Origin of the sequence: Rhizobium sp. T1470, from assembly GCF_042140505.1 — a bacterium.
GTDB lineage: Bacteria > Pseudomonadota > Alphaproteobacteria > Rhizobiales > Rhizobiaceae > Rhizobium > Rhizobium favelukesii.
Genome location: NZ_CP148091.1, coordinates 1,794,638 through 1,821,203, shown reverse-complemented (window position 1 = coordinate 1,821,203; position 26,566 = coordinate 1,794,638). Strand labels below are relative to the sequence as shown.

Annotated in this window: 27 protein-coding genes and 3 pseudogenes; 19 read left to right on the top strand and 11 right to left on the bottom strand. The window is 59.4% G+C overall.

Translation table 11 applies throughout. The features are described 5' to 3' along the window. Positions 1 to 45: 45 nt before the first annotated feature. Complete coding sequence (locus tag WGT02_RS09110) at positions 46 to 2,874, top strand: ribonuclease E/G (protein ID WP_208248207.1); 2,829 nt, start codon at positions 46 to 48, stop codon at positions 2,872 to 2,874. A 90-nt stretch (positions 2,875 to 2,964) separates the two neighbouring features. Here the strand turns inward: WGT02_RS09110 and WGT02_RS09105 are convergent, their stop codons facing one another. Both WGT02_RS09105 and WGT02_RS09100 read right to left on the bottom strand, forming a co-directional pair. Then, positions 2,965 to 3,525, bottom strand: coding sequence for a dihydrofolate reductase family protein (locus tag WGT02_RS09105; RefSeq protein WP_208248209.1), 561 nt, complete (start codon positions 3,523 to 3,525; stop codon positions 2,965 to 2,967). A gap of 96 nt (positions 3,526 to 3,621) precedes the next feature. Beyond that, the gene (locus tag WGT02_RS09100; RefSeq protein WP_208248212.1) at positions 3,622 to 4,725 is read right to left on the bottom strand and encodes a COX15/CtaA family protein; all 1,104 of its coding nucleotides are present in this window, start codon (positions 4,723 to 4,725) and stop codon (positions 3,622 to 3,624) included. Positions 4,726 to 4,838: 113 nt separating this feature from the next. Here WGT02_RS09100 and WGT02_RS09095 point away from each other — a divergent pair, with 113 nt between their 5' ends. Beyond that, positions 4,839 to 5,048 carry a DUF2842 domain-containing protein gene (locus WGT02_RS09095; RefSeq protein WP_037116900.1) on the top strand — a complete coding sequence of 70 codons (210 nt, stop codon included), beginning with the start codon at positions 4,839 to 4,841 and terminating at the stop codon, positions 5,046 to 5,048. 118 nt (positions 5,049 to 5,166) lie between these two features. Then, positions 5,167 to 6,408, top strand: a complete 1,242-nt coding sequence (locus tag WGT02_RS09090) for a GNAT family N-acetyltransferase (RefSeq protein WP_024316584.1) — start codon at positions 5,167 to 5,169, stop codon at positions 6,406 to 6,408. On the opposite strand, the gene WGT02_RS09085 is transcribed toward WGT02_RS09090, so the two are convergent. After that, positions 6,409 to 8,559, bottom strand: a complete 2,151-nt coding sequence (locus WGT02_RS09085) for a GumC family protein (protein ID WP_024316585.1) — start codon at positions 8,557 to 8,559, stop codon at positions 6,409 to 6,411. Positions 8,560 to 8,750: 191 nt separating this feature from the next. Between WGT02_RS09085 and WGT02_RS09080 the strand changes: the two genes are divergently transcribed. Genes WGT02_RS09080 through WGT02_RS09060 form a run of 5 tightly spaced genes read left to right on the top strand, consistent with a single transcriptional unit; the run spans position 8,751 to position 13,692 of the window. Continuing rightward, positions 8,751 to 9,326: a polysaccharide biosynthesis/export family protein gene (locus WGT02_RS09080; protein ID WP_024316586.1), complete on the top strand. Its 576-nt coding sequence runs from the start codon at positions 8,751 to 8,753 to the stop codon at positions 9,324 to 9,326. 6 nt (positions 9,327 to 9,332) lie between these two features. Next, the gene (locus WGT02_RS09075; RefSeq protein WP_208248214.1) at positions 9,333 to 10,502 is read left to right on the top strand and encodes a glycosyltransferase family 4 protein; all 1,170 of its coding nucleotides are present in this window, start codon (positions 9,333 to 9,335) and stop codon (positions 10,500 to 10,502) included. Between the two features lie 56 nt (positions 10,503 to 10,558). Beyond that, positions 10,559 to 12,118: an undecaprenyl-phosphate glucose phosphotransferase gene (locus tag WGT02_RS09070; RefSeq protein WP_208248219.1), complete on the top strand. Its 1,560-nt coding sequence runs from the start codon at positions 10,559 to 10,561 to the stop codon at positions 12,116 to 12,118. Beyond that, on the top strand, positions 12,115 to 13,395 hold the full coding sequence (locus tag WGT02_RS09065; RefSeq protein WP_208248221.1) for an O-antigen ligase: 1,281 nt from the start codon (positions 12,115 to 12,117) through the stop codon (positions 13,393 to 13,395). The genes WGT02_RS09070 and WGT02_RS09065 overlap by 4 nt, the downstream gene beginning before the upstream one ends. Before the next feature lie 3 nt (positions 13,396 to 13,398). Continuing rightward, positions 13,399 to 13,692, top strand: coding sequence for a helix-turn-helix transcriptional regulator (locus WGT02_RS09060; RefSeq protein ID WP_024316590.1), 294 nt, complete (start codon positions 13,399 to 13,401; stop codon positions 13,690 to 13,692). Positions 13,693 to 13,719: 27 nt separating this feature from the next. Here the strand turns inward: WGT02_RS09060 and WGT02_RS09055 are convergent, their stop codons facing one another. From WGT02_RS09055 to istB (WGT02_RS09045), 3 genes and pseudogenes are all read right to left on the bottom strand, one after another. Beyond that, positions 13,720 to 13,932: a hypothetical protein gene (locus WGT02_RS09055; RefSeq protein ID WP_024316591.1), complete on the bottom strand. Its 213-nt coding sequence runs from the start codon at positions 13,930 to 13,932 to the stop codon at positions 13,720 to 13,722. 178 nt (positions 13,933 to 14,110) lie between these two features. Next, positions 14,111 to 14,326, bottom strand: a complete 216-nt coding sequence (locus tag WGT02_RS09050) for a hypothetical protein (protein ID WP_208248223.1) — start codon at positions 14,324 to 14,326, stop codon at positions 14,111 to 14,113. Between the two features lie 256 nt (positions 14,327 to 14,582). After that, a pseudogene (gene istB / locus WGT02_RS09045) lies at positions 14,583 to 15,293 on the bottom strand (IS21-like element helper ATPase IstB); the annotation flags it as partial. Positions 15,294 to 15,506: 213 nt separating this feature from the next. Between istB (WGT02_RS09045) and istA (WGT02_RS09040) the strand changes: the two are divergent. Continuing rightward, on the top strand, positions 15,507 to 16,991 hold the full coding sequence (gene istA, locus WGT02_RS09040; RefSeq protein WP_208244988.1) for an IS21 family transposase: 1,485 nt from the start codon (positions 15,507 to 15,509) through the stop codon (positions 16,989 to 16,991). Beyond that, a complete protein-coding gene (gene istB, locus WGT02_RS09035; protein ID WP_208245483.1) occupies positions 16,988 to 17,827 on the top strand; it encodes an IS21-like element helper ATPase IstB in 840 nt (279 codons plus the stop codon). The genes istA (WGT02_RS09040) and istB (WGT02_RS09035) overlap by 4 nt, the downstream gene beginning before the upstream one ends. A 105-nt stretch (positions 17,828 to 17,932) precedes the next feature. Here the strand turns inward: istB (WGT02_RS09035) and WGT02_RS09030 are convergent. The 3 genes and pseudogenes from WGT02_RS09030 to WGT02_RS09020 form a co-directional block, all read right to left on the bottom strand. Further along, positions 17,933 to 18,022: pseudogene (locus WGT02_RS09030) on the bottom strand (ATP-binding protein); the annotation flags it as partial. Further along, positions 18,012 to 19,532, bottom strand: a complete 1,521-nt coding sequence (istA, locus tag WGT02_RS09025) for an IS21 family transposase (RefSeq protein ID WP_208180357.1) — start codon at positions 19,530 to 19,532, stop codon at positions 18,012 to 18,014. The pseudogene WGT02_RS09030 and the gene istA (WGT02_RS09025), both read right to left, overlap by 11 nt. Positions 19,533 to 19,622: 90 nt before the next feature. Further along, the gene (locus WGT02_RS09020; RefSeq protein ID WP_208248225.1) at positions 19,623 to 19,955 is read right to left on the bottom strand and encodes a response regulator; all 333 of its coding nucleotides are present in this window, start codon (positions 19,953 to 19,955) and stop codon (positions 19,623 to 19,625) included. A 204-nt stretch (positions 19,956 to 20,159) separates the two neighbouring features. Between WGT02_RS09020 and WGT02_RS09015 the strand changes: the two genes are divergently transcribed. The 3 genes from WGT02_RS09015 (at position 20,160) to WGT02_RS09005 (ending at position 21,599) form a co-directional block, all read left to right on the top strand. Then, positions 20,160 to 20,540, top strand: coding sequence for a response regulator (locus tag WGT02_RS09015; protein WP_208248227.1), 381 nt, complete (start codon positions 20,160 to 20,162; stop codon positions 20,538 to 20,540). Then, on the top strand, positions 20,537 to 20,764 hold the full coding sequence (locus WGT02_RS09010) for a hypothetical protein (RefSeq protein ID WP_208248229.1): 228 nt from the start codon (positions 20,537 to 20,539) through the stop codon (positions 20,762 to 20,764). The genes WGT02_RS09015 and WGT02_RS09010 overlap by 4 nt, the downstream gene beginning before the upstream one ends. A 71-nt stretch (positions 20,765 to 20,835) precedes the next feature. Then, positions 20,836 to 21,599 (top strand): IS5 family transposase gene (locus WGT02_RS09005; protein WP_375679387.1). Its coding sequence is split into 2 segments (ribosomal slippage): positions 20,836 to 21,172 and positions 21,172 to 21,599, totalling 765 coding nucleotides; the frame shifts between segments, so codons are not numbered across the junction. Between the two features lie 50 nt (positions 21,600 to 21,649). Here the strand turns inward: WGT02_RS09005 and WGT02_RS09000 are convergent. After that, complete coding sequence (locus WGT02_RS09000) at positions 21,650 to 21,946, bottom strand: DUF982 domain-containing protein (protein WP_208248231.1); 297 nt, start codon at positions 21,944 to 21,946, stop codon at positions 21,650 to 21,652. 10 nt (positions 21,947 to 21,956) lie between these two features. On the opposite strand from WGT02_RS09000, the pseudogene WGT02_RS08995 reads away from it, so the two are divergent. The 5 genes and pseudogenes from WGT02_RS08995 to WGT02_RS08975 form a co-directional block, all read left to right on the top strand. Further along, positions 21,957 to 22,052 (top strand): annotated as a pseudogene (locus tag WGT02_RS08995) (DedA family protein); the annotation flags it as partial. Beyond that, positions 22,052 to 22,783, top strand: a complete 732-nt coding sequence (locus tag WGT02_RS08990) for an ABC transporter permease (protein ID WP_208248233.1) — start codon at positions 22,052 to 22,054, stop codon at positions 22,781 to 22,783. The pseudogene WGT02_RS08995 and the gene WGT02_RS08990, both read left to right, overlap by 1 nt. A gap of 5 nt (positions 22,784 to 22,788) precedes the next feature. Then, positions 22,789 to 23,343 carry a hypothetical protein gene (locus tag WGT02_RS08985; RefSeq protein WP_375679382.1) on the top strand — a complete coding sequence of 185 codons (555 nt, stop codon included), beginning with the start codon at positions 22,789 to 22,791 and terminating at the stop codon, positions 23,341 to 23,343. 323 nt (positions 23,344 to 23,666) lie between these two features. Continuing rightward, on the top strand, positions 23,667 to 24,287 hold the full coding sequence (locus tag WGT02_RS08980; RefSeq protein ID WP_208248235.1) for a hypothetical protein: 621 nt from the start codon (positions 23,667 to 23,669) through the stop codon (positions 24,285 to 24,287). A gap of 30 nt (positions 24,288 to 24,317) precedes the next feature. Beyond that, entirely contained in the window at positions 24,318 to 25,139 is an 822-nt protein-coding gene (locus tag WGT02_RS08975) for a hypothetical protein (protein WP_208248237.1), read from the top strand. A 36-nt stretch (positions 25,140 to 25,175) separates the two neighbouring features. Here WGT02_RS08975 and WGT02_RS08970 read toward each other — a convergent pair whose 3' ends face one another. Next, on the bottom strand, positions 25,176 to 25,454 hold the full coding sequence (locus tag WGT02_RS08970; RefSeq protein WP_225039616.1) for a hypothetical protein: 279 nt from the start codon (positions 25,452 to 25,454) through the stop codon (positions 25,176 to 25,178). Between the two features lie 58 nt (positions 25,455 to 25,512). Between WGT02_RS08970 and ligD the strand changes: the two genes are divergently transcribed. Then, positions 25,513 to 26,556 carry a non-homologous end-joining DNA ligase gene (gene ligD, locus WGT02_RS08965; RefSeq protein ID WP_208248239.1) on the top strand — a complete coding sequence of 348 codons (1,044 nt, stop codon included), beginning with the start codon at positions 25,513 to 25,515 and terminating at the stop codon, positions 26,554 to 26,556. Positions 26,557 to 26,566 lie beyond the last annotated feature (10 nt).

Below are 26,566 nucleotides of genomic sequence, written 5' to 3'. Positions count from 1 at the left end.
ACAAGGGGATGCCGACGTTCGGCCGCGCCGAGGAGCACAGCTTACATGGCAGACAAGATGCTTATCGACGCGTCTCACGAGGAAGAGACGCGCGTTGTTGTCGTTCGCGGAAACCGCATAGAAGAATTTGACTTCGAGTCGCAGCACAAGAAGCAGATTCGCGGCAATATCTATCTCGCAAAGGTAACGAGGGTCGAACCCTCGCTGCAGGCCGCTTTCGTTGACTACGGCGGCAACCGGCACGGCTTCCTGGCCTTTGCTGAAATTCACCCCGACTACTATCAGATCCCGCTTGCTGATCGTCAGGCCCTGCTTCGCGCCGAAGCCGAGGAGCATCGCCGCGACGACGACGTCGAACATGTCGAGACGGCACCGGTCGATCTCTCCACTCAAGAGCAGCCGGACGTCGGTGTCGAAGTGCCTGCAGCGGAAGCCGCGCCAGAGGTAGAAACTGCTGCTGTAGCCGAGACGGTCGAGGCCGTTGCGGACGTTGCTGAGGAAGCACCTGCCAAGAAGGCAAGGCCACGCCGCAGCCGCAAGAAGGCAGCGCCGGTTGCCGAAGTGCCGGCAAGCGATGAGGCTGCCAGCGAAGCCACGGTCGACAACGATGACGAAGGCTCGCCGGGCAACGAGATGGCAGCGATGGTCGAGACGGACTCGATCTCCGAAGAGGTCGACGCCCGCCGCCGCAGCGATGACGACGATGACGATGATCACGACCACGAAGAGGAAGTGATCGAATCCGTTGGCGCTGAAGACGCCATGGAGGAAGTTCCCGATCGCGTCCAGCGCAAGCCGCGCAAGCAGTATCGCATCCAGGAAGTCATCAAGCGCCGCCAGATCCTGCTGGTGCAGGTGGCAAAGGAAGAGCGCGGCAATAAGGGCGCGGCCCTGACCACCTATCTTTCGCTGGCCGGCCGTTATTCCGTCCTCATGCCGAACACGGCGCGTGGCGGCGGCATTTCCCGCAAGATCACCAATCCGCAGGACCGCAAGCGCCTGAAGGAAATCGCACGGATGCTCGAAGTGCCGCAGGGCATGGGCGTCATCTTGCGCACGGCCGGTGCAAACCGGACCAAGGTCGAGGTCAAGCGAGACTTCGAATACCTAATGCGCCTGTGGGAGAACGTGCGCACGCTGACGCTGCAGTCGACCGCTCCCTGCCTCGTCTACGAGGAAGGCTCGCTCATCAAGCGCTCGATCCGCGACCTCTACAACAAGGACATCGGCGAGATCATCGTCTCCGGCGAGGAAGGCTATCGTGAAGCGAAAGACTTCATGAAGATGCTGATGCCGAGCCATGCCAAGGTGGTCCAGCCCTACCGCGACATTCACCCGATCTTCTCGCGCTCCGGCATCGAAGCTCAGCTCGACCGCATGCTGCAGCCGCAGGTGACCTTGAAGTCCGGCGGCTACCTGATCATGAACCAGACGGAAGCGCTGGTTTCCATCGACGTCAACTCCGGCCGTTCGACCCGCGAGCACTCGATCGAGGACACCGCGCTGCAGACGAACCTCGAGGCCGCCGATGAAGTGGCCCGCCAGCTTCGCCTGCGCGACCTTGCCGGCCTCATCGTCATCGACTTCATCGACATGGAAGAGAAGCGCAACAACCGCGCGGTCGAGAAGAAGCTGAAGGAATGCCTGAAGAACGACCGCGCCCGCATCCAGGTCGGCCGCATCTCGCATTTCGGCCTGCTCGAAATGTCGCGCCAGCGTATCCGCGCTTCCGTTCTTGAATCGACGACCCAGGTCTGCTCGCATTGCGGCGGCACCGGCCACGTGCGTTCGCAGTCCTCCGTTGCCCTGCACGTCCTGCGCGGCATCGAGGAGTACCTGCTCAAGAACACCACGCATAACATCACGGTTCGCACGACGCCTGATATTGCGCTGTACCTGCTCAACCACAAGCGGCAGACGATCCTCGACTACGAAGCCCGCTTCGGTGTTGCGATCATTATCGACGCAGACGGCTCCGTCGGCTCACAGCACTTCGCGATCGACCGCGGCGAGCCGGTCGAGAATCCAGTCAAGATCGAAAGCCTGTTCAACTTTGCCGCCATCCCCGATGACGAAGACGACGATATCGTGGTCGAAGTCGATGAGGAGGAAGAAGAGGAACTGGAGGCCAAGCCGGCTGCTTCCGAACGTCCGGCGCCGAGCGCCGAAAGCGATGGAGAAGGCCGCAAGCGCAAGCGCCGCCGTCGTCGTCGGGGCCGCAATGGCAACGGCGAGCCGGTTGCCGCCGACAGCAGCTCTGCCGACGCTGAGGAAGGCGACCAGACCGACGGTGACGACGAGGATGAAGGCGACGAAAGCGTTGCTGCCACCTCGGACACGCGTGACGAAGGTGATGAGACCCAACGCCGCAAGCGCCGCCGTCGTGGCAAGCGCGGCGGCCGCCGCAACCGCGAGGAAGGCGGCGAGCAGGAGGCTTCCGAAGCCGAACTGGCAAGTGACGGCGCTGAAGATGGCGAGACAGACGTGACCGCTGTCGAGGCGATCGAAGCTGCCGCCGAAGAAGCAGTCGAAGCTCAGCCGGCGATGGCAGCGGTCGAGACCGGTGCTACTGTGACGGAAGACGTGAAGCCGAAGCGCGCACGTCGTAGCCGCAAGGCATCGCCGGTCGAGGAGCCTGTCGTGGAAGAGGCAGCGGCCGAAGTGGTCCCGGCCGTAGACGCTGAAGCTGAGGCGGCAGCCGCAGACCTCGCGACGCCGGCCCCCGAAGACGCAAAGCCTGTCCGCGCCAACAGGGAGTCGAACATCTCCTCGTCTGAACCGACGGTGAAGTCGACGCGCAGCGATGCCGCCGAGAGCGAGGGCGACGGTAAGCCGAAGAAAGCTGGCTGGTGGCAGCGCCGCGGTTTTTTCTGAGATTGATATTCGGCGATAAGTAATACGATCCGGCTGCGGTGACGCAGCCGGATTTTTTATGCCGCCGATGAGGTCAATGCGTTGGCTCCGCTATCGCGAAGGAGCATAGGTCAGGACCACATTGCCTTTGGCAAAGGCTCGACTATCCGTGAGGGTTAGTGCCAATCGCTCGCTGATACCGGCAAACACGGATTGGCCCGCCCCGAGCGCTATCGGCACGACGACAAACTGAAACACATCGACCAGGCCGGCTTCCACGAGCTGTGCAACGATACTGCCGCTGCCAAGGACAACCATATCCTTGCCCTCTGCCCGCTTGAGGGCGTCTACGGCTTGCGCGGGGTTTTCGCGAATTAGCCGCGTATTGATCCAGCCGGCCTCGCTCATCGTTCGCGAGAACACGATCTTCGGCAGACTGTTCATTCGGTCCGCCACAATCGGGTCGCGTTCCTTTGCCACCGCCGTCGGCCAATAGGAAGCCATGAGGTCGTAAGTTCTGCGTCCCATGAGGAGCTCACCGCCGGCGCTCGCATTGCCGGCAACGAAAGCATTGAACTCGGGATCGTCGCGGTGAGCCCAACTCACATCGCCGTTCAAATCGGCAAAGTATCCATCAAGAGAAATGCTCAGAAATACGCTGAGTTGTCGCATCGTCGTCTCCCGTTCCACCGCCCTGCTTCAAGGACGTTTGAGATGGCTCGGTTTCGACAGCGAACTGACGATTTTTTAACGTCGCCGTTGTCGAGCTCAATCCTGCTCGGCAATCATGGTCTCGCGCGGGTACGCTCCATGAAAACCCCGCCAATTGGCGATTGCGAAACCAAGGATCACCAGCGCTCCGGCCTGATGCAGCAGCCCCCAATGAAGCGGGACCTGCAGCAACAAAGTAGCGATTCCAATTGCCGCCTGGACAGTCACCAACACGAACAGAACGACGGCACGCCGAGCATGTGTCGTCGACGGCGCTGCGGTAAGGGCAATGATCATATTGATCAGCGTCAGCGCAAAAAGCGTGTAGGCACCCAGCCGATGGACGAACTGTACCGTCTTCGGGTTCTCGAAGAAATTGATCCAGGCCGGTTGCTGGATCAGCAGATCGGAGGGCAAGACCGCGCCGTCCATCAACGGCCAGGTATTGTAGGTAAAGCCGGCGTCGAGGCCGGCGACGAGCGCGCCGAGGTAGATCTGGAAAAGCGCAAACACCGCGATCGCAGCGGCCCAGACATGCGAGCCTTGCGTGGGCGCGGGATCGTCGGAGTGAGGCGAAAGCCCCCGCATGATCCACATGCAGGACGCGAAGATGAGACAGGCCATGACAAGGTGCGTTGCCAACCGATACTGGCTCACGTCGGTTCGTACTGAGAGCCCCGAAGAGACCATCCACCAGCCGATCGCGCCCTGCAGTCCACCCAGCATCAGAATTCCGAAGAGAGGCCAGCGCAGCCGTCTTTCCACCCTTCCCGTTATCCAGAAATAGAGCAACGGCAACGCGAAGATGACACCAATGCCGCGTGCAATCAGTCGGTGGGCCCACTCCCACCAAAAGATGCCCTTGAACTCGTCGATGGTCATTCCGTCATTTATCTGCTGATACTCGGGAATGCGTTGGTAGAGCTTGAATTCCTCGTCCCATTGCGCGGCACCCAGAGGCGGAATCACGCCGTGGATCGGCTTCCACTCGGTGATCGACAGGCCCGAATTCGTGAGTCTGGTGGCACCGCCGACGATTACGAGACAGAACAGCGCCAGAAGCACAAAGCCCAGCCAGATGCGAACAGCCCGGCGATTGCCGTCCTGTCGGCGTATCTCACGCAGGATCTGCTGTTCAGTGCTCGAGTTCGCGATCGCCATGACTGCTCCTTACGTCCGGCAGTTGATTTGCCTGAGCGGCTCATGCAAAACAAGCCCCGAACCTTTGCGGCATGCCGTCGCGGCAGTTCAAACACCAGTGCGAAAGATATTTGATGCCTGTCCGCCTCCGCAAATTCATCGGTACGATCCTGATCGTCGTGCTCGTGCTCGCCTACGCGCTGCTTGCAAACACGATCGCCGTTGCGACGCTCGGCAACGCTCCATGGTGGGGGCAACTCCTGTACTTTTTCCTGACAGGACTACTGTGGGTGCTTCCCGCCATGGTCATCATCAAATGGATGGCTGGGCCGAAACAGCAGTGATCCGTTAACGACAGGATAACCGTGATCAACGGAAACCACTGTCCCTCGCGGCTCATAAACGAAATGGATGCACCGCTCCGCTATTCTCCGCGCCGGCAAGTCAGACCGGAGAAAAACCGTGCAGGCGCAGAAGCTTCCTGTCGCACGCAAAGCGCACCATTCAACAGAATCCAACGCGGAAGTTTCCGAATTGCGGGCGCTGAACGCGCAGATTGCGGTGGCCGAACTCGATATCGTCGTCTTGGATAGCTTGGGGCCGCTGGAAGAGATCTGGCGTGAACTCGATCGTGACGATCTGAATTCCCTGCACCAAGGCTACGACTGGTGCCTATCCTGGGCCAAGGCCCATGGAAACCCATTGTCGATCGTCTGGGGCAGGCTTGGCGAAGAGACCGCATTCATTCTGCCAATAGAGATAAACAGGTTTCACGGCTTCCGCACCGCCAGATTTGTCGGTGCCGATCACAGCAACATCAACACGGGCCTTTTCACAGCGCGCTTCATCGAACTGGCCACGAATCTCGAGCCGCGGAAATTCGCGGAGCTGCTGCGCCGTGCTCTGGTCGGAAGCGCCGACCTTCTGTTGCTGCAGAACATACCGTTGGAATGGCGCGGATGCCACAGTCCCCTGGCACTGCTGCCGATGGTCCAGAACCAGAACCACGCCTACCATCTTCCGCTCCTGGCAAACATGGAGTCGACACTCCAACAAGTGAATGCAAAGGGCCGGCGTAAGAAGTTCCGAACGCAGCTGAGACGCCTGGAGGCGCTCGGCGGGTTCGACTACATTTCTAGCGGAACTTCAGATGAGCAACACCGGCTGCTCGATCGCTTCTTCGAACAGAAGGGCGAACGATTCAACGCGCTCGGACTGCCGGATGTGTTTGAAGCCTCGCAGACCAAGGCTTTTCTGCACGGCGCACTCGACATTCGCGACCCCGGCAGCAAGACGGTAGGGCTGGAAATGCACGCGATCCGCCTGAAGGGTGCGTACGATGGTCATATCGCGGCCCTGGCTGGCATTTCTCGTAAGGGCGACCACATCATCTGCCAATTCAGCGCCATCGATGAGAGCTTGGCGGCGGAGACGAGCCCTGGCGAATTCCTGTTCTGGCAGATGATCGCCGGGCAGCATGGTAAGGGCGTCGGCCTGTTCGACTTCGGCCTCGGCGACCAAAGATACAAGCGCTCCTGGGCGCCTGTAGAAACCGAGCACTATGACGTTGTTCTGCCGCTTTCGCTACGCGGCAGAGTGGGCGGCCTCGTCCATCGGGCAATCACACGAGGCAAAGCCTTCACTAAGTCTCGCCCGAAGATCTACCACCTTGCCCAGCGCATACACCGGGTGATCGGCGTTTGATCACGCTGCGTGCCGCGAGACCGGGCTCTCAAGGGGCTCGTCGCTATCGGACATCAGCACGACACGCTCGTAGCCGGCCGCTTCGAACTCGGTCATAGCAGTCACGAACTCCTGCTCGACGATTTCAGGCATGGAGAGGATGATTTCGACGTCCTTGCTCTGCGTCAGGCGCGAAACGCCGGCCACGTCGGCAGCGCCGCATTCCACGATCACCAAGTCGTAGGCCGAGACAAGAGCGTCCAGCAGCAGGGACAGCCGATCGGCACCGCGCATCGCCCGCCGCGGATCGCTGATGCCCTGCGGAATGAAGTGCGCGTCGGTGCGGCTGTCGCCATGGATCGTATCGCCGAAGGCCGCATCCCCGCAGAGCAAATCGGTTATGCCGAGCATATTGCGATCCTCGGCCATGAGGTCGGTCGGCAGCCCCGAGCCCGTCATGTCGACCAGGATGACCCGCGAGCCATCCTCGGCCAACTTGCGCACAAGCGATACGGTTGCCACCGATCCATCATCGCCGGTCGGCGAAATGGCAATCGCCAGTGGCGCCCTGCTGCCGCGAAGGTAATCCGAGACAGATGCGATCGAGAACTCGTTCGTTTCAACGGCATCTTCTTCCTCGACTAGCTGGGCAACCGGCTCCTCGTCTGCGGGGGTGGCGAGCAGGCTCGGCGTAGCCGTTCGCTTGGCGGAGCCGGCCGTTGTTGCGTGAGGTTCCTCTGCTTCTTCACGCGCCACCTCCTCCTCGGGCGGCTCGATGGAGCGGAGTGCCCGACCGCTGAAGAGTTCGGCGAGCATGATCACAATCGATGACATGATGAAGGTCGCCAAGGCAGCGACGATGACGATTGGCAGAACCTTCGGGAAATAGGGATCAACCGGCTGTATGGCCTTCGACACAATGCGGGCGTCGGCCGGGCTTGAGTTCTTGTCGGCCCGCGACGCCGCCTCGCGGTAACGAGAGAGATAGGTTTCCAGGAGTTGCCGCTGTGCCGTGGCTTCGCGCGTCAGGGCATTGAGACCGACCTCGTCTTCGCCGGCTTGGGCACTGTTGGCCTTCAGTTTGTCGGCCTGCTGTTCCAATTCCTTTTGGCGAACCGCTGAGACCTTCGCTTCGTTTTCGATGCTTGCCAGGATCTTCTGCGTCTCCTGGCGAATCTGAACCTTGATGTCCGAAAGCTGCGCTCGCAGGCTCTTCAGCCGCGGATGGCTATTGAGCAATGAGGTCTGCAGGTCGGAGATCTGCGACTGCAGGCCTGACTCAGTGCTCTTCAGCCGCTGGATCGACTGAGACGACATGATGTCCTGCAGCGTATCGGATGCCTCGCCGGCAGAGAGGGCATTGCGCACGGACTGCGCGCGTGCATCGGCATTGGCTCGCTCTCCTCGGACGCGGGTAAGCTCTGCCGAAATGTCGTTCAATTGCTGCGTCGGGAAATTCGCGCCACCATTGGTCGGCAGCAATCCGTGCTCGGCACGGTATTCCGCCACCTTCTGCTCGGCGTCATTCACCTTCTGGCGGAGATTTTCGATTTCCGGCTCCAGCCAACGTGTCGCCTCCGAATTCGAATCCAGCTTGGCGCCGCTTTGTGTAGCGAGATAGACACGGGCCATCGCATTCGGAATCGTTGCCGCGAGCTTCGGATCCTTCGAGGTGAAGGTAATACCGATCACGCGCGATCCCGGCACCTGATAGACCTGAAGCCGCTCCGTGAAGGCGTCGATCACGCGCTCTTCGGGGGGATTTTCATATGGATTTTTCTTGAGGTGAAGGGCCACCAGGATATCGGTGAGAGCGGAGCCGTTGGCGGCCGCATCGAACTCCGGCAAATCGTAGAGCTTCTGGCCGTTGATGACCTGCTTGATGAGGTCTGCGGACTGCAGAAGCTGCACCTGGCTCGCAATATTGAGTTCGTCCAGCAACGGACCCGCGTTGGTATCGTTTACCTGGGCATTGGCGAAGGCAGGAGCGCGCGGCTCGATCAGGATGCGCGTTTCACTTCGGTATTTGGGGGAGATCATCTTGGCGCCCGTGAAGGCGACCCCTGCCCCCAACGCGGTGATTGCCAAGACCTTCAGCCGGCGTGCCCAAACGGCGCGGACCAATTGTCCAAGATCTATGTCCACATCCTGATTACCCGATACGCCGGACATGCTTGTACTCCAAGAACAAACGTGGCCGCGAGGGTAAATGACTATAGTAACCCAACGGTTAATGTCCGCTCCGGCATTCCGGCGGTACGTCGGCTGGCCGAAGCCAAAAAAATCGGCGGTTTTTACCGACCATTAACCCTAACGGATTGATAACGGCTGAGACCGAATTCGTTTTCCTATGAGCAGACGCGATGCCTTTCGCACAGCCCAAGTTCCTGATGGCTCTGAGCCTCGCCGCCATGACCGCGGTCGTGAGCGGCTGCAATAGCTATAAGCCCGCCCCTCAGGCCTTCAATCAGGCGACGATCCAGCCCTATTCGCTGGACAGCGGCGACCGGCTGCGCATCACCGTGTTCGACCAACCGAGCATGACCAACACCTATACGATCGACCAGGCTGGCTACATTGCCTTCCCGCTGGTTGGCCAGGTCCCGGCTCGCGGACGGACGCTGCAGCAGCTGTCGGGCCAGATCGCCCAGAAACTCCGGCAAGGCTACCTGCGGGATCCAGACGTGACGATCGATGTCGACCGCTACCGCTCGATCTTCGTTATGGGCGAAGTCGGCCAGTCCGGCCAATACGCCTACGTTCCCGGAATGACGGTGCAGAACGCCGTTGCCGTTGCCGGCGGCTTTACCTCGCGCGCCAATCAAGGCGCCGTCGACGTCACCCGCAAGATCAATGGGCAAGTTATCACCGGCCGCGTCAACATCTCTTCTGCGATCATCGCCGGCGACACCATCTACGTGCGCGAACGACTGTTCTGATCCTCGATGACCGAACAGCGCCCCCTCCGCATCCTCCATTGCTTCAGGTCACCGGTCGGCGGAATCTTCCGCCATGTCCGCGATCTGGTGCTGGAACACAGCAAGGCGGGGCATGAGGTCGGCATTCTTTGCGACAGTTCAACGGGCGGCGAGCATGAGGACCGGCTGTTCGACGACATTCGTCCCTTTCTGTCGATGGGATTGACGCGCATGCCCATGCGGCGGCATGTCAGCCTCTCCGACATCGGAGTGATCTGGGATACGTACAAGAACATTAAAAGTTTGCGGCCGGATGTGCTGCACGGTCACGGCGCCAAAGGCGGTGTGCTCGCGCGGCTTGCCGGCTCAGCCCTGCGGGTGAACAGGTATCGCGTAGCCCGCCTCTACACTGCGCACGGCGGAAGTCTGCATTATTCCCGCAGGTCGCTCACGGGGCAATTCGTGCTCCGCATGGAGCGCTTGCAGGAATACTTCACGGACGCGCTCGTCTTCATCTGCGAATACGAGCGTGATGCCTACACGAAGAAGGTCGGACGACCGCAGACGGCAACGCGGCTGATCTACAATGGGATCGCCGAGCGAGACTTCGAGCTCATCCCGACCCGTTCGGATGCTGTCCACTACATCTATGTCGGCATGCTGCGGGACCTTAAGGGTCCCGATCTCTTTGTGGAGGCCTTCGCGAAAGCGGAGCGCATTCTCGGACGCCCGCTTTCGGCTGTGATGATCGGCGATGGGCCAGACCGCGACAGATACCGCGAGATGATGATCGAGCGTGGCCTCGGCAAGCGGATCAGCATGCTGCCGGCAATGCGCGTTCAGCAGGCTTTCGCCATGTCCCAGAACCTCGTCGTGCCGTCGCGGGCCGAAGCCATGCCGTACATCGTGCTCGAAGGCCTCGGCGCCGGCAAGACCATCATCGCGACCTGCGTCGGCGGAATTCCCGAGGTATTGGGCAGAGATAGCCCTGCCCTCGTCAACCCCGAAGATTCCGACGATCTGGCGCGCGTGATGGCGGATGCAATCCGCATCTCGGGCTGGCACGATGAGGCAATGCCGCCGATGGAAAAGGTCAAGTCGGTCTTTTCGGCCTCGATCATGGCCAATGATGTCCTGAAATTGTACCACGACCTCCTGGATCCCCAATCCAAGCAAGCTATTGCGGTTGCTTCGTAAAAGTTTCTTAGGGCCTTTCTGCTATTGCCGTTCCGATAACCAGCGGCGGTAGCCTCATGAACAAGGCAGAGAAAAGCGATCAGTTTGACCTGGAAGCGCTGCGCAAGCAGGTTTCGGACATCAAGCGACGCGCCGAAGAGGCGGACGAAGAGGTTCAGCCGGAGCCGATCAACACCTATGCCCGTCAGATCGCCGAGCAATTCAGCGCTGGAAACCGCTCGCCGGCCATCATCATCGGCCAGCTCCGCCTGTTCGAATTTGCAACGCAGTTTCTGATCGGGCTGCTCGCGTTCCCTTTCTGGCCTGGGAATGGGGCGGAGACGCTTTCGGGCCGCGGGATCACTGCGGCTATTGTTGCGGTTCTCCTCGTTTGTGCGCTCCAGACGGCCGACACCTACTCCATCCCAGCGCTCCGCGCCCGTATGCGTCTGCTGCCACGCGTCTTTGCGGTGTGGACATCGGTCTTCCTGATCGTCATTGCCGGAAGCGCGCTCTCCGGCAATGTCGGGTTGGGACAGGCGCAGGCCTACCTTGCCTGGTTCGTTACTGGGGCAATCTTCCTGCTCGCCGCGCGCTTCCTGATCGCCTACGGCATCCGCAACTGGTCGCGCAACGGTATCATGGAGCGCCGTGCGGTGATCGTCGGTGGCGGAGAACCGGCCAAGAATCTGATCCGTGTCCTCGAACAGCAGGCCGACAACGACATCCGGATCTGCGGCATCTTCGATGACCGTGGCGAGAAACGGTCGCCGATCATGGTCGCCGGCTATCCGAAGCTCGGAACGGTCGCCGAACTGGTCGAATTCGTCCGCATCACCCGCATCGACATGCTGATCATTTCGCTTCCGCTAAGCGCGGAGGCCCGCATCCTGCAGCTGTTGAAAAAGCTCTGGGTACTGCCGGTCGACATCCGCCTGGCCGCTCACGCAAATCGCCTGCGCTTTCGCCCGCGCGCCTATTCGCGCATCGGGTCTGTGCCGATGCTGGATATCTTCAACAAGCCGATCAGGGACTGGGACTCGGTCGCCAAGCGCTGCTTCGACATCTTCTTTACGCTGCTTTCTCTGGCGCTTCTCTGGCCGGTCATGCTGGCAACAGCGATCGCCATAAAGTTGACCTCGAAGGGGCCGGTCTTCTTCATGCAGAACCGCCATGGCTTCAACAACGAGATCATCAACATCTTCAAGTTTCGCTCGATGCACGCCGACAAGGGCGACCCCACCGGGCGGGCCGCCGTCACCAAGGGGGATCCTCGCGTCACACCTGTCGGACGCTTCATCCGCAAAAGTTCGATCGACGAATTGCCGCAACTTTTCAACGTCTTGAAGGGCGACCTGTCGCTGGTCGGGCCGCGTCCGCATGCCATTCTTGCCCAGGCGCGGGACCGGGCCTTTGGTGATGTCGTGGAAGGTTATTTCGCCCGCCATCGCGTGAAGCCCGGGGTGACCGGCTGGGCGCAGATCAACGGCTGGCGAGGAGAAGTCGATCACGACGACAAGATCAAGTTCCGGACGGCCTACGACCTCTACTACATCGAGAACTGGTCGCTCTGGTTCGATCTGAAGATCCTGTTCCTGACGCCCTTCCGGTTGTTCAACACGGAAAACGCCTATTGAGTGCGGTCGAGGCGACACATCTGCGGGTTGCCCAGCCACAGCGGGCGACGCTGCGCTTGATTGGGTCGGCGATGGTCGCCTTTGGGGTCTTTCTCTCCGGCTTCGTCATCGACGAGCCGGCGCCCTACGAGCTTTGGATGGCAGCCCTCCTCGGCATCTGGTTCATCCTGGGCCTCAGGATCTCTCGCTTCACCGCGCCGCTTATTGCCCTGCTGCTTGCCTTCAACGTCGGCGGAATGCTCTCGCTGACGCAAATGAAGGATCTCGGGACCGCGCCGATGTATGTGGCCGTCTCGACCTTCCTCGCACTTACGGCCATCTTCTACGCGGCGATCATCGAGGAAAGCCATCGGCGACTGCCGCTCATCTTCGATGCCTGGGCATTCGCCGCTGTCATCACCTCTTTGCTTGGGATCCTTGGCTATTTTCACGCCTTCCCGGGAGCGGAGGTTTTCACGCTCTATGATCGCGCCAAGGGTGCCTTCCAGGACCCGAACGTATTTGGCCCATTCCTGGTCCCGCCGTCCATCTATCTCGTCCATGGCATTCTTGTCGGCAATTTCAGAGCTGCGCCGATCAAGGCCTTTGCGCTGCTGATTTTGGCACTTGGCGTGTTTCTGTCTTTCTCGCGTGCGGCCTGGGGCCTCTTTCTTCTCGGCATCATCCTTTTGATCTTCTGCATGCTGCTCAAGGAGCGCAGCGGCGCGTTTCGCCTGCGTATCCTGATCTTGTCGCTCGCGGCGGTCATGTTGCTGGCTGCGTCACTGGTCGTTGCATTGCAGTTCCCGAAAATCAGTGCGCTCTTTTCGGCGCGTGCCCAGCTCGTGCAGCAATATGACGGCGAGCATCTCGGCCGTTTCGATCGCCACCGCATCGGCTTCACGATGATGATGGAGCGGCCGCTCGGAATCGGTCCGCTGGTCTTCGGCACGATGTTCCCGGAGGATGAGCACAACATCTGGCTGAAATCGCTGACGAGCTACGGCTGGCTCGGCTTTGTCAGCTATATCACAATGCTTTGCTGGACGATCTATCTCGGGTTCAGGAATCTCCTCAAGGATCGTCCCTGGCAACCCTATCTGATGATTGCCTGGATCGGAGTGCTTGGCCATGCAGCGATCGGCAACGTCATCGACATCGACCACTGGCGGCATGTCTACTTGCTTTTCGGCGTCGTCTGGGGCTGCGCCGCGCTGGAACAGCGCCACATACGCAATCATGCGGCACAAGTGCCGCACATCGGCCTTGCGAATGAGCACCGGCGCGCTAGTCTTTGATTCATGATCACAGCAACACAGATGCGCGGCGCCCGCGCGATGACCGGAATGAGCATCGAGCAACTGGCAGCCGCATCCGGTCTGCCCGCTGCCACTATCGAAACGATGGAGCGCGACGAGCAGGAAGGCCCGCCGCACGCGCTGCTCGCCGTAAAGCAAGCGCTTGAAGCGGCGGGCATCATCTTCATCGCCAGCGGCAATCACGACGAAGGCGGACCGGGCGTCAGGCTACGAGCGCGTACCGGGATCGATGAAGGTATCCGCCCAGAAAACCTCAACGCCGCAAACGACGACTAGCTCGTCGGCGTTCTTAGAGCTCCGGGATTACAAATAGGCCTTTGCAAGAGCCGCGAGCTTGCCCTGATCCCTGACACCCTGTCGGTAAAGCTGGATCAGGAGCGCACCGATGGTCTCGGCGGCCGAGGTGTTCCGCTCGAGCCCCCTGTCCTTGCAGACATCGTCAAGCACCCCGGACAGAAGATCGAGATCGTCCGAGAAAAGCGGCAGGTCACGCGGAAGAACTGGGGATTTGAGCATGACGCCACAGGTCCCATCAGGGGCTATCAACACGGAAAACATTGTCGTCGACCGCCCATCCATAGCCGACATTGCGGCCACTATGCACCCGAGCCAACCATTTATCAACCGAACATTTCCGACAGAAACATGTGTGTGAACGGCGCATACCGAGCCGGCTTAATGCGCACATCCGGCTTCAGTTTTTCAGCCGCTCCGAGGCAAGCTGCGACTGTAGCGAGCCCTCAATGATGATCCTTGCGCTGACCTTGACGACATAGGCCTCGGCCAGTTCGGTCAACGCCAGCGCGATTTCGTGCTCCGGCCAGCCCGACGACACAGCCTTCTCGACCAGAGCCCCAAAGGGCTCCGATAGTGCTTCCCGGCATGTTTTGCTCGTTTCGCGGTCTGCCATGCGTCATCCACCAATATTCGCGGGACGTATATTACAAGACACTAATAGTTTATTCGAGTTGCGAAGACAAATTTCTAACAGCTGTATTTCCGTTGAGGCCCCAACAGGCAAACCATCAGCAGATTGTTCAACAAGTGACCATCAAGCAGGAGAGGTGACCTTCGGGCTGCTGGGGGTGCCGAAGTGTTGGTTTCCACGCGGAACTGAGCCGGTTTTTCCACCAAGAAGTGAGCCACCTCTAAGTATGGTTTTCTGATCAGGATTTGGTCAAGGGATTGGCTTTTTCTCCTTTCTTCTGTGCTGCGGCAGCCGAGCTGGCTTTGAAGCGGAAGCTGTCGTTACCGGTTTCCAGGATATGGCAACGGTGGGTCAAACGATCGAGCAGAGCGGTCGTCATCTTGGCGTCGCCGAAGACGGTTGCCCACTCGCTGAAGCTGAGGTTGGTGGTAATCACGACGCTGGTCCGCTCGTAGAGCTTGCTTAACAGGTGGAAGAGTAGTGCTCCGCCTGAGGCGCTGAACGGCAGGTATCCCAACTCGTCCAGGATGAGCAGATCGAGGCGGACCAAGGTCTCCGCGATCTGGCCCGCCTTGCCTTTAGCCTTCTCCTGCTCGAGAGCATTGACCAGTTCGATGGTCGAGAAGAAGCGGACCTTTCGGCGATGATGCTCGATGGCTTGGATTCCAAGAGCGGTCGCGACATGCGTTTTTCCAGTGCCAGGGCCACCGATAAGGACAACGTTCTGCGCCCCATCCATGAACTCGCATCGGTGCAGTTGGCGCACGGTGGCCTCGTTGATCTCGCTGGCGGCGAAGTCGTATCCGGAGATGTCTTTGTAGGCTGGGAAGCGAGCAGCCTTCATGTGATAGGCAATCGAGCGGACCTCACGCTCGGCCATCTCGGCTTTCAGCAACTGGGACAAGATTGGCACGGCCGCATCGAAGGCGGGAGCACCTTGCTCGATCAGGTGCGGCGCGACAATCAGGATGAGAATGCGCGTCAATCAAGATGAGAATCTGTCAGCGCTGCTGGAACGTAGGGAGGGCGTAGCCCGACCGGAGTTCCAGCAGCGCTGATGGCGAGATTTTTCGGCTCGTTTGTGTATCGCGGCCGGCCCAGTATCGAGGTGTATTCCTGAGAGGAGCACCGATTGCCGGGTCGCCATGTAAACGATCATCAAATGAGGCTTTTTATGAAGTTGCGTCAGACGCATTCGGTCACTGTTGCGGCCGCCAAATCCTCCATAAGCGTTGCCACAGCCTACCGCCTTGATAGCGATGCCAGGCTACCATCCCAAAAGAAGCCGGCCCGTGAACGGCGGCGTCCCGATCCACTCGTCGACATCTTCGACGCCGAAGTTGTGCCGATCCTGAAGTCCTCGCCAGGTATTCGATCTGTGGCCCTCTACGAGGAGATGCTGCGGCGTCATCCGGAACTCGGACAGGGAATTCGGCGGACTCTGGAGAGGCGGATCAGTGCATGGCGGTCAATACATGGCCAAGAACAGGAGGTTATCTTTCGGCAGGTTCATGAGCCAGGCAGGCTTGGACTATCCGACTTCACCGATATGGGCAGCATTGGCGTTCGCGTCGCCGCTGCGCCGCTTGATCATCTTCTTTATCACTTTCGTCTTGTCTGGTCCGGCTTTGAGCATGCGCACGTCATCTTGGGCGGAGAGAGCTTTGTCGCCCTGGCGGAAGGTTTGCAGAATGCTTTGTGGTCGGTGGGTGGGGCACCATTGAACCACCGAACGGATAGCCTCTCTGCTGCTTTCCGCAATCTCGACAACGACGCAAAGCGGGATTTGACGCAACGCTACGAGCAGCTCTGCGAGCACTACCTGATGACGCCGACGCGCAACAACAAGGGTATCGCCCATGAGAACGGCTCGATCGAAAGCTCCCATGGCCATCTCAAGAGTGCGATTAAAGACGCACTCTTGATGCGAGGTTCAAATGATTTCGACGACCTCGACAGCTATCGCAGCTTCATCGATGAGATTATCGGCCGTCGCAATGCGCTGAAGGGCAAGCGAACCGATGTGGAACGAACGCATCTGCAACGTTTGCCCGAAAGACGAACGACCGATTTCGAGGAGATCGTTCTGCGTGTCGCGCGCACCGGGGGCTTCACACTGCGTAAAGTCTTCTACACAGTTCCTTCCCGACTGATCGGACACACGCTGCGCATTCGCCTTTTCGACGATCGCCTTGATCTGTTTGTCGGCGGAACACCATTGATGACACTGCCCCGAGGGCGCGCTCACTCCAGTGGCAAGCATAGTCAGATCGTCGACTATCGGCATGTCATTCATTCGCTGCGCCGCAAACCCATGGCTCTGCTCGGCCTTGTTTATCGCGATCAGCTCTTTCCACGGCAATCGTATCGGCAGACCTTCGACCTCTTGATTGAACGGATGCCAGAGAAGCAGGCGTGTAAGTTGATGGTCGAGCTCCTCGCACTTGCGCATGACCGCGGCTGCGAGGCTGAACTCGCCGACCAACTTCAGCTCAGTCTCGACGCCGGTAAACTGCCGAACATGCAGCGCCTGAACGCACTGTTCGCTCCCGATCCGGCCGCGATACCCGGTGTCGTCGTCCAACTGGCTCCTCTTTCCAGCTACGAAGTTCTGCTCGCATCGAACGAGATGGGAGATGCAGCATGAAGAATAGCAGCTCCGTCGACGCCGCACGCCTTTCCCTGCTGCTCAATGAACTCCGCCTGCCAGCGATCAAAGTTCTGTGGCCGCAATTTGCTGAACAGGCCGACAAGGAAGGCTGGCCAGCAGCGCGCTTCCTTGCGGCCATCGCCGAGCACGAGCTCTCGGAACGAGACCGGCGCAGGATTGAACGTCATCTCGCTGAGGCAAGACTGCCGCCCGGCAAGACCATTGACAGCTTCGACTTCGATGCCGTGCCAATGATCTCGAAAGCCCAGGTCATGGCGATCACCGCTGGCGACGCATGGATCGCTAAGGGCGCTAATGTCCTGATGTTCGGCCCACCAGGCGGAGGCAAGAGTCATTTGGCGGCCGCCATCGGGCTGGCACTTGTCGAAAATGGTTGGCGGGTTCTCTTCACGCGCACGACGGAACTTGTTCAAAAGCTTCAGGTCGCTCGCCGCGAACTTCAACTGGAATCCGCGATCAACAAGCTCGAAAGATTCGATCTGCTCATTCTCGATGATCTTGCTTACGTCACCAAGGATCAGGCCGAAACAAGCGTTCTGTTTGAACTGATCTCCGCGCGATACGAGCGTAAATCCATGCTGATTACGGCAAACCAGCCGTTTGGAGAATGGAACCGTGTATTCCCGGATCCGGCGATGACGCTCGCCGCGGTGGACCGGCTTGTTCATCACGCAACGATCTTCGAGATGAACGTCGAAAGTTACAGGCGTCGCTCTGCCATGGAGGCAAAACGCCAACGTGGAAGACCGTCCTCCTACGCGACAATCAACAACACAAACGAGATTGTCGCGGAGCGTCAATCAGACCAATGAATGACGCTTGCGAGCGTCAATCAAACAGATAAACTCACCCAGCCAGCGACACACGGGATTCTCATCCAGATTGTCGCGCGCCTCTCATCCAGATCGCCGCGCTATAATCAGGTCCGTGACGGCCTGGGCCATGCCATACATCTTCAGGCTACGCAGCATGATGACGACGGCAGCACTTGCGGGGTCATGACGCATGACGACCTCCTACGATCCGGACCCGCAAGCCATCGTAGCGTTCTACATTGGCCTTGGGTTCGCGCAGCAGGGTCAGTGCCTGTGGCGTATCGATGTCGGGACCGTCGGTCGTCTTGCCATCAATCAGCCGATGCAGCAGGTTCAACACATGCGTTTTGGTCGCCACGCCTTGATCCAGAGCCAGTTCCACGGCCCTGACGACGACCTGTTCGTCGTGATGAAGCACCAGAGCGAGGATGTCGGCCATCTCACGATCACCGCCGGGGCGGCGAAGCATCTGATCTTGCAACTGTCTGAAGGCCAGCGGCAATTCCAGGAAGGGCGCACCATTGCGCAAGGCACCGGGTTTGCGCTGGATGACGGCAAGGTAATGTCGCCAGTCGTAAATCGTTCGTGGCGGCTTATCGTGGCTCCGCTCAATGACCCGCTCATGCTCGCATAGGATATTGCCCTCGGCCGCAACGACCAGTCTCTCGGGATAAATGCGCAGGCTGACAGGCCGGTTCGCAAACGATGCTGGCACACTGTAACGATTGCGCTCGAAGGTGATCAGGCATGTCGGTGAGACGCGCTTGCTCTGCTCAACGAAGCCGTCAAATGCGGGTGGCAGTGCCATTAATGCTGCCCGCTCATCAGCCCAAACATCTGCGATTGTGCCGGGCAAGGTGCCATGCGCCGTCTCCCGCCACAGGTCCTGGCAATGCTGTTCCAGCCAAGCATTCAATACCGCCAAATCCGGGAAGTCAGGCATCTGTTGCCACAGTCGTGGGCGAGCATCCTGGACGTTCTTCTCGACCTGCCCCTTCTCCCAGCCGGCAGAGGGATTGCAGAACTCTGGCGCAAAGACGTAGTGGTTCGTCATCGCGAGGAAACGGATGTTGACCTGCCGCTCTTTGCCGCGACCGACACGATCGACCGCCGTCTTCATGTTATCGTAGATGCCGCGACCAGGTACGCCGCCGAACACACGGAAGCCGTGCCAGTGGGCGTCGAAGAGCATCTCGTGCGTTTGCAGCAGGTAGGCCCTGACCAGAAAGGCCCGACTGTGCGACAACTTGATATGTGCGACCTGAAGCTTCGTGCGCTCGCCGCCGATCACGGCATAGTCCTCACTCCAATCGAACTGGAATGCCTCGCCTGGGCGGAAAGACAGCGGAACGAATATGCCGCGGCCCGCTGTCAGCTGCTCAGCCCGCCAGTCGCGGGCGAACGCGGCGACCCGACCATAGGAGCCGGTAAAGCCGAGAACCACCAGATCCGCATGAAGCTGCTTCAGCGTTCGGCGCTGCTTGCGCGACCTCCCGGCCTCGGTCTTCAGCCAGCCAGCAAGTTTGTCGGCAAAAGGATCGAGCTTGCTCGGACGTTCCGGTACCGTGAACGTCGGCTCGATCGTACCAGCGCTCAAATACTTCGCGATCGTGTTGCGTGACAGCCCAGTGCGCCGGCTGATCTCGCGGATCGACTGCTTCTCGCGCAGCGCCATCCGACGGATGATGTTTAAAAGTCCCATGTGGATCACTCCGTGGCCCCCGTCGCTCACCGCGTTGGGGGGAAGGTTCACATGGCTCAATTCTCAATGGAAATTATGCGCCTAACCGGCTCAGTTCTGCGTGGAAACCAACATATACGGCTTAGGGAGAAATCGCGCGCCTGCTGGCAGGACGTCTGCGCCAACGTGGTATCTGCCCGAGGTGATAAGAATGCCTATCTCCGGATAGACGCCTGCCACGAGCCTCGCCAGGTCTACGCCCGTCAGGCCACCGGGCATGTCCACGTCGGTGAAGACGACATCGATCTTCCGGCTCGACAGGATACCGACCGCTTCGAGGACGGAGCCCGCCTCATAGACCACGTAGCCATCGTCTTCGAGGACGTCGACAGCGACGAAGCGAATGAGCGCTTCATCGTCCACTACCAGGACTGCCTTCTGCATGGAGCCGCCTCTCCTACCTCTGTAACGGACATGATTCAGCGACAACGAAAGTCAACGACGGATAGATAAGAAAACGCTAAATAAAGCAGTGGATGCCCGCGAAGTTTTTATTGACGGCACTCTTCGAACGGAACTTCGGACTTCAGTCCGAAGTGACAGCCACGGTCCTTTTCGATACTCTTGCGCTGCCCCAGAAGGAGAAATATGCCCACGATCCTCATCCTTGAAGACGAACCGTTCATCGCGCTCGATATCGAGACGGTTCTGGAGGAATATGGCCAGCACAGCTTCATAACGCTCTCGACTGCTTCGGACGCCGTTTCCTGGCTGAAGGAAAACTCGCCATCCGCCGCAATCATCGACCCTCGCCTTTCGGACAGCGTCTGCACTGCCGTCGCGCGCCATCTCGTCGATTGCGGCATTCCGTTCATTGTCTACTCGGGCGAGACAGAGTCCCTTTCCGAGCTGGAACCTGCGTTCGCAGAAGGTCATCGTCTGATGAAGCCTGCCTCGCCTGAGCAGCTTGTGGATGCCGTCGAGGCGGCCTTGTACGGGTTCGACCGTCGACGTAAGTCCGGGGCATGACGACACGTTATCTCTGGACGCTGGAACGCGAGGGCCGATCGACCCGCAGCGGCCTCGACACGGTCGAGGAAATCATATGGCTCATCGTGGCCGAGGACGTTCCCGGCGCCATGCCGGCCGATTGGGTGGTCTCGTTCATGCGGATCGATGCCGACCAGGACGGATCGGCAGCTCACGAGTCTCCCCTGGGCTGGACGCTGCGTCTGCAGCAGATGGCTGCCTAGGGCGTAAACCCATTAATGTTCTTGGCGTTTTGCGTGCCTCGTGATTCAAGGCTTCCGAATGAGGAGCCATGATGACACGCCGCCGCTACGAACTCACGGACCAGGAATGGTCGATTATTTCGCCACTTCTTCCCAACAAGCCGCGCGGCGTTCCCCGTGTCGACGACCGACGGGTGTTGAATGGCATCCTTTGGCGCTTCCGAACAGGCTCTCCTTGGGCGGAAGTTCCTGAGCGGTATGGGCCGCCAACCACCTGCTACAACCGCTTCGTCCGCTGGCGGAAGGCTGGTGTCTGGGATCGGCTTCTTGAAGCGGTTTCAGAAGCTTACGATGGCGACATCGTCATGATCGACTCGACCTGTGTTCGCGTTCACCAGCACGCGGCCACGGGAAAAAAGGGGATCAAGACGATGGTGGCATGGGACGTTCCCGCGGCGGGCTCACGAGCAAAATCCACGCGCTCGTCGATGCTGAAGGTCGGCCCGTCACGCTCCGCCTGACCGGCGGGCAGATTGCTGATTGCACTGAAGCCGATGCGCTGACTGACAGCCTCGGCGAAGGCGACATCCTGCTTGCCGACAAGGGCTATGACAGTAACGCCATCCGGGCTAAGGCGGCCGCGCGCAAAGCCTGGGCCAACATCCCGCCCAAAGCAAATCGGACGGGCTCCTTCTCATTCTCGCGCTGGGTTTATCGGCAGCGAAACCTCGTGGAGCGGTTTTTCAACAAGATCAAACAGTTCAGAGGTATCGCCACACGCTACGACAAGCGCCCGGAAAACTATCTCGCCGCTGTCAAACTTGTCGCGGCGCGGATCTGGTGTCAGAGTTTATGAGTCGACGCCCTAGTTCGCCTAGCGGCCGACTCCTCGTAGCCTTCCTTCTATCAGCTCGCCATCTTCATTTCTGACATGTCGTCCGGAAGGACGTGCATCCCTGCGGCATGGGCCGCCTTCACGAACGCATCGCGGGCGATCTCCGGATCGAGGTAGAGTTCCATCGCGTCCAGCGCCGTAGCAAGCGCCCTGTGAAATTCGGACAACTGCTTGCCGCCGGAAGGCCAGCTTACACTGAGCAAAAGTCCTGCCAGTTCATCGACAGTTTCCGCCTGTCGGTACCGGGCGAGACCTTCGATCTCGACGTGGAGCGGACGGATGGGAACTTGGATCTGGGAGTTGTTCATGACGCGAGAACTGCGGGAGCCGCTGCCGACCTTCCTGGTGCTGGTTGCCATCGCCAAAGTAGGGCGATATCTCGTGCTTGCCGCAGCGACGACGGGGCTTGCGTGATGTTCCAGCAGATCGTCGACGTCCAGCGTGACATCTACCTCGCCTTCGCCGGCCACATAAAGGAATTTGTTGCGGGCGGCGGCTGGGCCTCGTTCCTCGCCTTCTTGCTGATGGGCATCGTTTTCGGCGCCGTCCATGCAATGACGCCCGGCCACAGCAAGTCCGTTCTTGCCACCTACCTTGCCGGATCCTCCACCAGGGCGCACCGGGCGCTGCTTGTATCGCTCGCGCTTTCCTTCACGCACGGGACGATGGCAGTCCTCATCGCGCTTCTCGCCCTGCCGCTGGTGTCACATTCCTTCGTCGACGCCGGATCGTCTCCAACCCTCGAAGTCGTCAGCCGGGCGTTGTTAGGCGTCATCGGCCTCTGGATGCTGGCGTCGGCTTTGTTCCGGCACGATCACGCGCATGCGGAGGGCGACGGGTTGTTGATGGGGGTAGCAGCCGGGCTGGTGCCGTGTCCGCTCACCCTGTTCGTGATGACCTTCGCCATGATCCACCAGGTCGTCTTCACCGGCCTGCTGTTCGCCTTCACCATGATGATCGGGGTTGGGCTGACGCTCTCCGTGGTCGCCATCTTGACCGTGGTTTTCCGCGACCGCATCGCCTATCTGATGAGGACGTGGCCGCGGCTGCTGGGTTCCGTATCCCGTGCGACGGGTGCACTCGCGGGGCTGGTATTGGTTGCCGTCGCTGCGGTCGAGGTAGCAAATTGGCTGGCGTCTACATGAGGGCAATGATGCGTCGAACTGGAATGGTGCTGATTGGCGCGACGGCAGCGCTGCTGGCGGCGGCAAGCGTCGCCCAGTGTGAGGAGACGAAGTCGCCATTCCAGCGTTTCGCCGAGCGGTGCCTCGAACTCGGGCCGCGCTACGACCAGACGGTCGCACTTGCTAGGGAAAGCGGCTGGCCGGATCTGGCGGACGACATGACGATGGGCATTCAGCCTCTCGGGGAACCAGCGACCTTCCAAGGCTGGCTCGTGAATTCGGATGGCGCTTCTCCTTTCGAGGCGGTGGTGGTCGCACGTGGGGCGGTCGGTCCAAAGACCGTCGAGAGTTGCACCATGGCGTTCGCTGGGACCGACGCGGCCGCATTCGAACGGAGTTTCGCGTCGACAGAAGCAGCGCGGCCTTCTGGAGAGCAAAAGGGACAAGGCCGGGTGCGGAAGTTTTTCGCGATCGAGCGCGAGGGCGTGAAGGAAGCGCTAACGCTCGACCTTCCAATCTATCCGAACGGCGCCGACGAGGTTGTGGCGAGCGTCGTCTCCGAGCAGCGGATTGAAAACTGAAGCTGCGGCGCTTCGTCGAGCGCTACGATCAACCCGGCACGCTGTTCTATCTCGACCCGCCGTATTGGGGAAATGAGGACGACTATGGCCGCGCTGTCTTCGGCAGGGATGAATTCGCCGAGCTAGCGGACGTCCTCGGTCGAATTCGAGGCCGGTTCATTCTGTCTTTGAATGCCGTTCAAGGGGTCTTCGAAACATTCTCGAAGTTCCACATTGAGGAGGTGGATTGCACTCTTTCGATTGGCGGCGGCGGGAGTAGCAAAGAGGTCAAGGAAGTGATTATTACTGCTTTTAGTTGAAGTTCAGCACGGGGGAACAAAGGCATGGCAGTTCGGGTGATCAAGGCAAAGCCGACACTAAGGCGTTACACGGAACTTGCGGCTGCAATTCATGTCCTTCAGACCAAATCCCTGACCATACGGGATCCAAAGAACTGGGATGACGGCAACGACAAAATTACGCTGGACGAATACAAGACGCGGCGAGAGCTAAAATCTGTACTCGCAATGTGCTTTGCGGAATGTGCGGAAACCTACCATCATTGGAAGGTGTTCGCGCCTGGAATGTCGGGTGTATGCATTGAGTTCAAAAAAGCGCCGCTGGTATCGGCATTTGACCTGTTGGAAGGGGTTCAACACCGAAAAGTCGTATATAGAAAAATCAGCCTTGGCACAAAGCTGAACCCTTGGAGCGTGCAAGAACTGCCATTCTTGAAGCGCTGGCCGTACGAGCCTGAGACTGAGTATCGAGTTATCTATTGTTCCGCCGATGAGGTGATCGAAGAGGTGGATGTGGATATCGAGCTGGGTTGGATCGACAGGATCATTCTCAGCCCTTGGATGCCTAAGCCATTGCACAATTCGGTCAGGACTGCCCTGAGGCGCTTAGATGGGTGCAGCAACTTAACAGTTCAGGGCACATCACTTATCAGCAGTGACGAATAGCGACGCCGCGTCAAAGGGGCGATCTGAGAGATGCTGGATTTCTTTCTCAAGCTTGAGGCTCCTGTGCAGGCGGCAATTATAACGGCGACAGCCACGTGCGTTTCCGCGCTGATCGGCTTTACTGCCGTGTTCATTCAGATCGGCCGGCAAGGCCGGAACGCGATTAAGGCGAACACGAAAAATGAAGAGCTAAAGCGGAAGGTTGAGATATACGAGCGGATGCTGGAAACCACGCGAAAGGCACAGGTGGCGGCCGTCGATTTTACAGGATATCTGCGGAAGTTTCGCATGAGCTTGGATCTGAGGGACGTTTTCCCGACGACGCGGAATGTGCGCGTTCCGGCTGAACGGTTTACCGAGTATCAGCAACTCTACAACGATGCGTCAGCAAGCTTCATTGGCGTGATGACGGTGATCGAGTCATGGCACATAATAGAGCCCAAGTTGGATGTGTTTCGGCTCGCGATTTCAGTGGGTCTCGACGAACTTAGAAAAACGGATCGGGCTCCCAATCTGTTGGTCAAGACGATGCCTTTTCCTGGCCACGAAACGGGCTGGACGATGCCTAGCCCGGAAGACCGCACCGCCTTAAACGTTCTGATCGATCAAAAGATTTTTGAAATCATCCGGCTTTCAGCATGGGTCGCAGATTTTCAGAGCGAGATGCAAGTACTGTTGCTCGGCGAGCTATTCCCGAAACCTGTCGAACGACGCAATCCGCCGGACCCAGAGCAATTCTGTATCCGGCTGGATCGGTACGATGAAGTCAAAAAGAAGCTCAATTCATTTGAGTGGATACGACAGGGAGAAGAGTTGGACGCCCGACAGCGGGCGCAGTTCGCAAGACCATGAGCTAAGCGATCGACCACGCCGTTGTCGGCTAATGGCCTAACGTCCGTGTAATACCTTCAGCTTTTCATAGTGCTCCTCAACCCTCCGGCATGCCTCCCGCGAGGTAACCTCCCATCCGCTGTGAGGCACGATATGCTCTCGCACCCAATGGACGTGGGTGGCGTTCCACTTCCACATACCCATCTTGCCGTGGCTCGTCTGGTCTAACTGGACGCGGCCGAACGACTGTTCGCCGTCGAACCCGCTGAAGTCCTGATGTCCTTCTCCTGGCCAAGTCTCGCGCCATTTGTAGCGCGGTTGGTATACACCTTCCATTGCGTGGACTCACTCATCGGTAGACAGCATCTTAAGCACTTGCTGATGTGATGGTTCCATGGCCAAACCTCCGAAGTCAAAACCGCTCCTGAGAGATGCCGATAAACCGGTTCGATCCCGGCCGCGCAAACCCCGCGACCCGGCGCAACCGAATCTTCTTCTCGACCCAATGCCGGATCGCATTGAGCCGTGCCTCGCGCTGCTAAAAGCGAAACCGCCGATGGGCGACGACTGGGTTTATGAGATCAAATGGGATGGCTATCGCCTGTCGGTTCATGTCGAGCCAACGCGCATTCGCATCCTGACGCGCGGCGGCCATGACTGGACGCATCGTTTCCCGGCAATCCGACAAGCGGCCCTGTGGCTTCCCGTTGGCACGGCAATCCTCGACGGCGAGGCCGTGGTTCTCGACGAGCAGGGCCGGCCGGATTTCGGACTGTTGCAGCAAAGCCTCGGCGGCCGTGGCGGCAACAAGAGTTCATCCGACGCCATCTTCATGGCGTTCGATTTGCTCTATTTCGACGGCCACGATCTCAGAAACTCCGAACTCGACATGCGCCGGCATCTGCTTGAGGACCTGGTGCCGGCCGGCGAGCGGGGCGATATCCGGCTCTCGGAGGAGATTGAGGCCGATGGCGATCGGTTGCTGGCAAGCGCTTGCGAACACGGGTTGGAAGGCATCATCGCCAAGCGCCGGGACGCGCCCTATCGCAGCGGCCGCCTGGGCGACTGGCTGAAGATAAAGTGCACCCAGAGCGACGGCTTCGCGATCGTCGGATATGAGAAATCATCAGCGTCGTTCGGTGGCATCGGCCGACTGCTCCTCGCGGCGCGCAAAGGAGATGAGTTCGTCTACGTCGGTGGAGTAGGGACCGGCTTTAATCAGCGATCCGCCGCCGAGCTCCGGGAGCAGATGGACAAGCTGATCATCAGCAAGCCCGCCGTTGATACGGGGAGGAAGCGAAACGCGGTCTTCATCGCTCCCAAACTTGTTGCCGAGATCGAGTATCGGGCATGGACGCACGACGGCAAGCTGAGGCATGCGTCTTACAAAGGGCTGCGCGACGCGGCTGATGTGGCGACTGTTTATGAGCTGGCGTAATCGCTCGGGC

What these genes read in the sequence shown, in the direction of transcription:
- WGT02_RS09015 (WP_208248227.1), top strand. Translation starts at nt 20,160, where the DNA reads ATGCCCACGATCCTCATCCTTGAAGACGAACCGTTCATCGCGCTCGAT.
- WGT02_RS09105 (WP_208248209.1), bottom strand. Translation starts at nt 3,525, where the DNA reads ATGCGACAACTCAGCGTATTTCTGAGCATTTCTCTTGATGGATACTTT.
- istA (WP_208180357.1), bottom strand. Translation starts at nt 19,532, where the DNA reads ATGGGACTTTTAAACATCATCCGTCGGATGGCGCTGCGCGAGAAGCAG.
- WGT02_RS09055 (WP_024316591.1), bottom strand. Translation starts at nt 13,932, where the DNA reads ATGCTCAAATCCCCAGTTCTTCCGCGTGACCTGCCGCTTTTCTCGGAC.
- WGT02_RS09100 (WP_208248212.1), bottom strand. Translation starts at nt 4,725, where the DNA reads ATGGCGATCGCGAACTCGAGCACTGAACAGCAGATCCTGCGTGAGATA.
- WGT02_RS09095 (WP_037116900.1), top strand. Translation starts at nt 4,839, where the DNA reads ATGCCTGTCCGCCTCCGCAAATTCATCGGTACGATCCTGATCGTCGTG.
- WGT02_RS09080 (WP_024316586.1), top strand. Translation starts at nt 8,751, where the DNA reads ATGCCTTTCGCACAGCCCAAGTTCCTGATGGCTCTGAGCCTCGCCGCC.
- WGT02_RS08980 (WP_208248235.1), top strand. Translation starts at nt 23,667, where the DNA reads ATGGCAGTTCGGGTGATCAAGGCAAAGCCGACACTAAGGCGTTACACG.
- WGT02_RS08975 (WP_208248237.1), top strand. Translation starts at nt 24,318, where the DNA reads ATGCTGGATTTCTTTCTCAAGCTTGAGGCTCCTGTGCAGGCGGCAATT.
- WGT02_RS09050 (WP_208248223.1), bottom strand. Translation starts at nt 14,326, where the DNA reads ATGGCAGACCGCGAAACGAGCAAAACATGCCGGGAAGCACTATCGGAG.
- WGT02_RS09020 (WP_208248225.1), bottom strand. Translation starts at nt 19,955, where the DNA reads ATGCAGAAGGCAGTCCTGGTAGTGGACGATGAAGCGCTCATTCGCTTC.
- WGT02_RS09110 (WP_208248207.1), top strand. Translation starts at nt 46, where the DNA reads ATGGCAGACAAGATGCTTATCGACGCGTCTCACGAGGAAGAGACGCGC.
- WGT02_RS09000 (WP_208248231.1), bottom strand. Translation starts at nt 21,946, where the DNA reads ATGAACAACTCCCAGATCCAAGTTCCCATCCGTCCGCTCCACGTCGAG.
- istA (WP_208244988.1), top strand. Translation starts at nt 15,507, where the DNA reads ATGAGGCTTTTTATGAAGTTGCGTCAGACGCATTCGGTCACTGTTGCG.
- istB (WP_208245483.1), top strand. Translation starts at nt 16,988, where the DNA reads ATGAAGAATAGCAGCTCCGTCGACGCCGCACGCCTTTCCCTGCTGCTC.
- WGT02_RS09010 (WP_208248229.1), top strand. Translation starts at nt 20,537, where the DNA reads ATGACGACACGTTATCTCTGGACGCTGGAACGCGAGGGCCGATCGACC.
- WGT02_RS09070 (WP_208248219.1), top strand. Translation starts at nt 10,559, where the DNA reads ATGAACAAGGCAGAGAAAAGCGATCAGTTTGACCTGGAAGCGCTGCGC.
- WGT02_RS08985 (WP_375679382.1), top strand. Translation starts at nt 22,789, where the DNA reads ATGATGCGTCGAACTGGAATGGTGCTGATTGGCGCGACGGCAGCGCTG.
- WGT02_RS09085 (WP_024316585.1), bottom strand. Translation starts at nt 8,559, where the DNA reads ATGTCCGGCGTATCGGGTAATCAGGATGTGGACATAGATCTTGGACAA.
- WGT02_RS09075 (WP_208248214.1), top strand. Translation starts at nt 9,333, where the DNA reads ATGACCGAACAGCGCCCCCTCCGCATCCTCCATTGCTTCAGGTCACCG.
- WGT02_RS09060 (WP_024316590.1), top strand. Translation starts at nt 13,399, where the DNA reads ATGATCACAGCAACACAGATGCGCGGCGCCCGCGCGATGACCGGAATG.
- WGT02_RS08990 (WP_208248233.1), top strand. Translation starts at nt 22,052, where the DNA reads ATGTTCCAGCAGATCGTCGACGTCCAGCGTGACATCTACCTCGCCTTC.
- ligD (WP_208248239.1), top strand. Translation starts at nt 25,513, where the DNA reads ATGGCCAAACCTCCGAAGTCAAAACCGCTCCTGAGAGATGCCGATAAA.
- WGT02_RS08970 (WP_225039616.1), bottom strand. Translation starts at nt 25,454, where the DNA reads ATGGAAGGTGTATACCAACCGCGCTACAAATGGCGCGAGACTTGGCCA.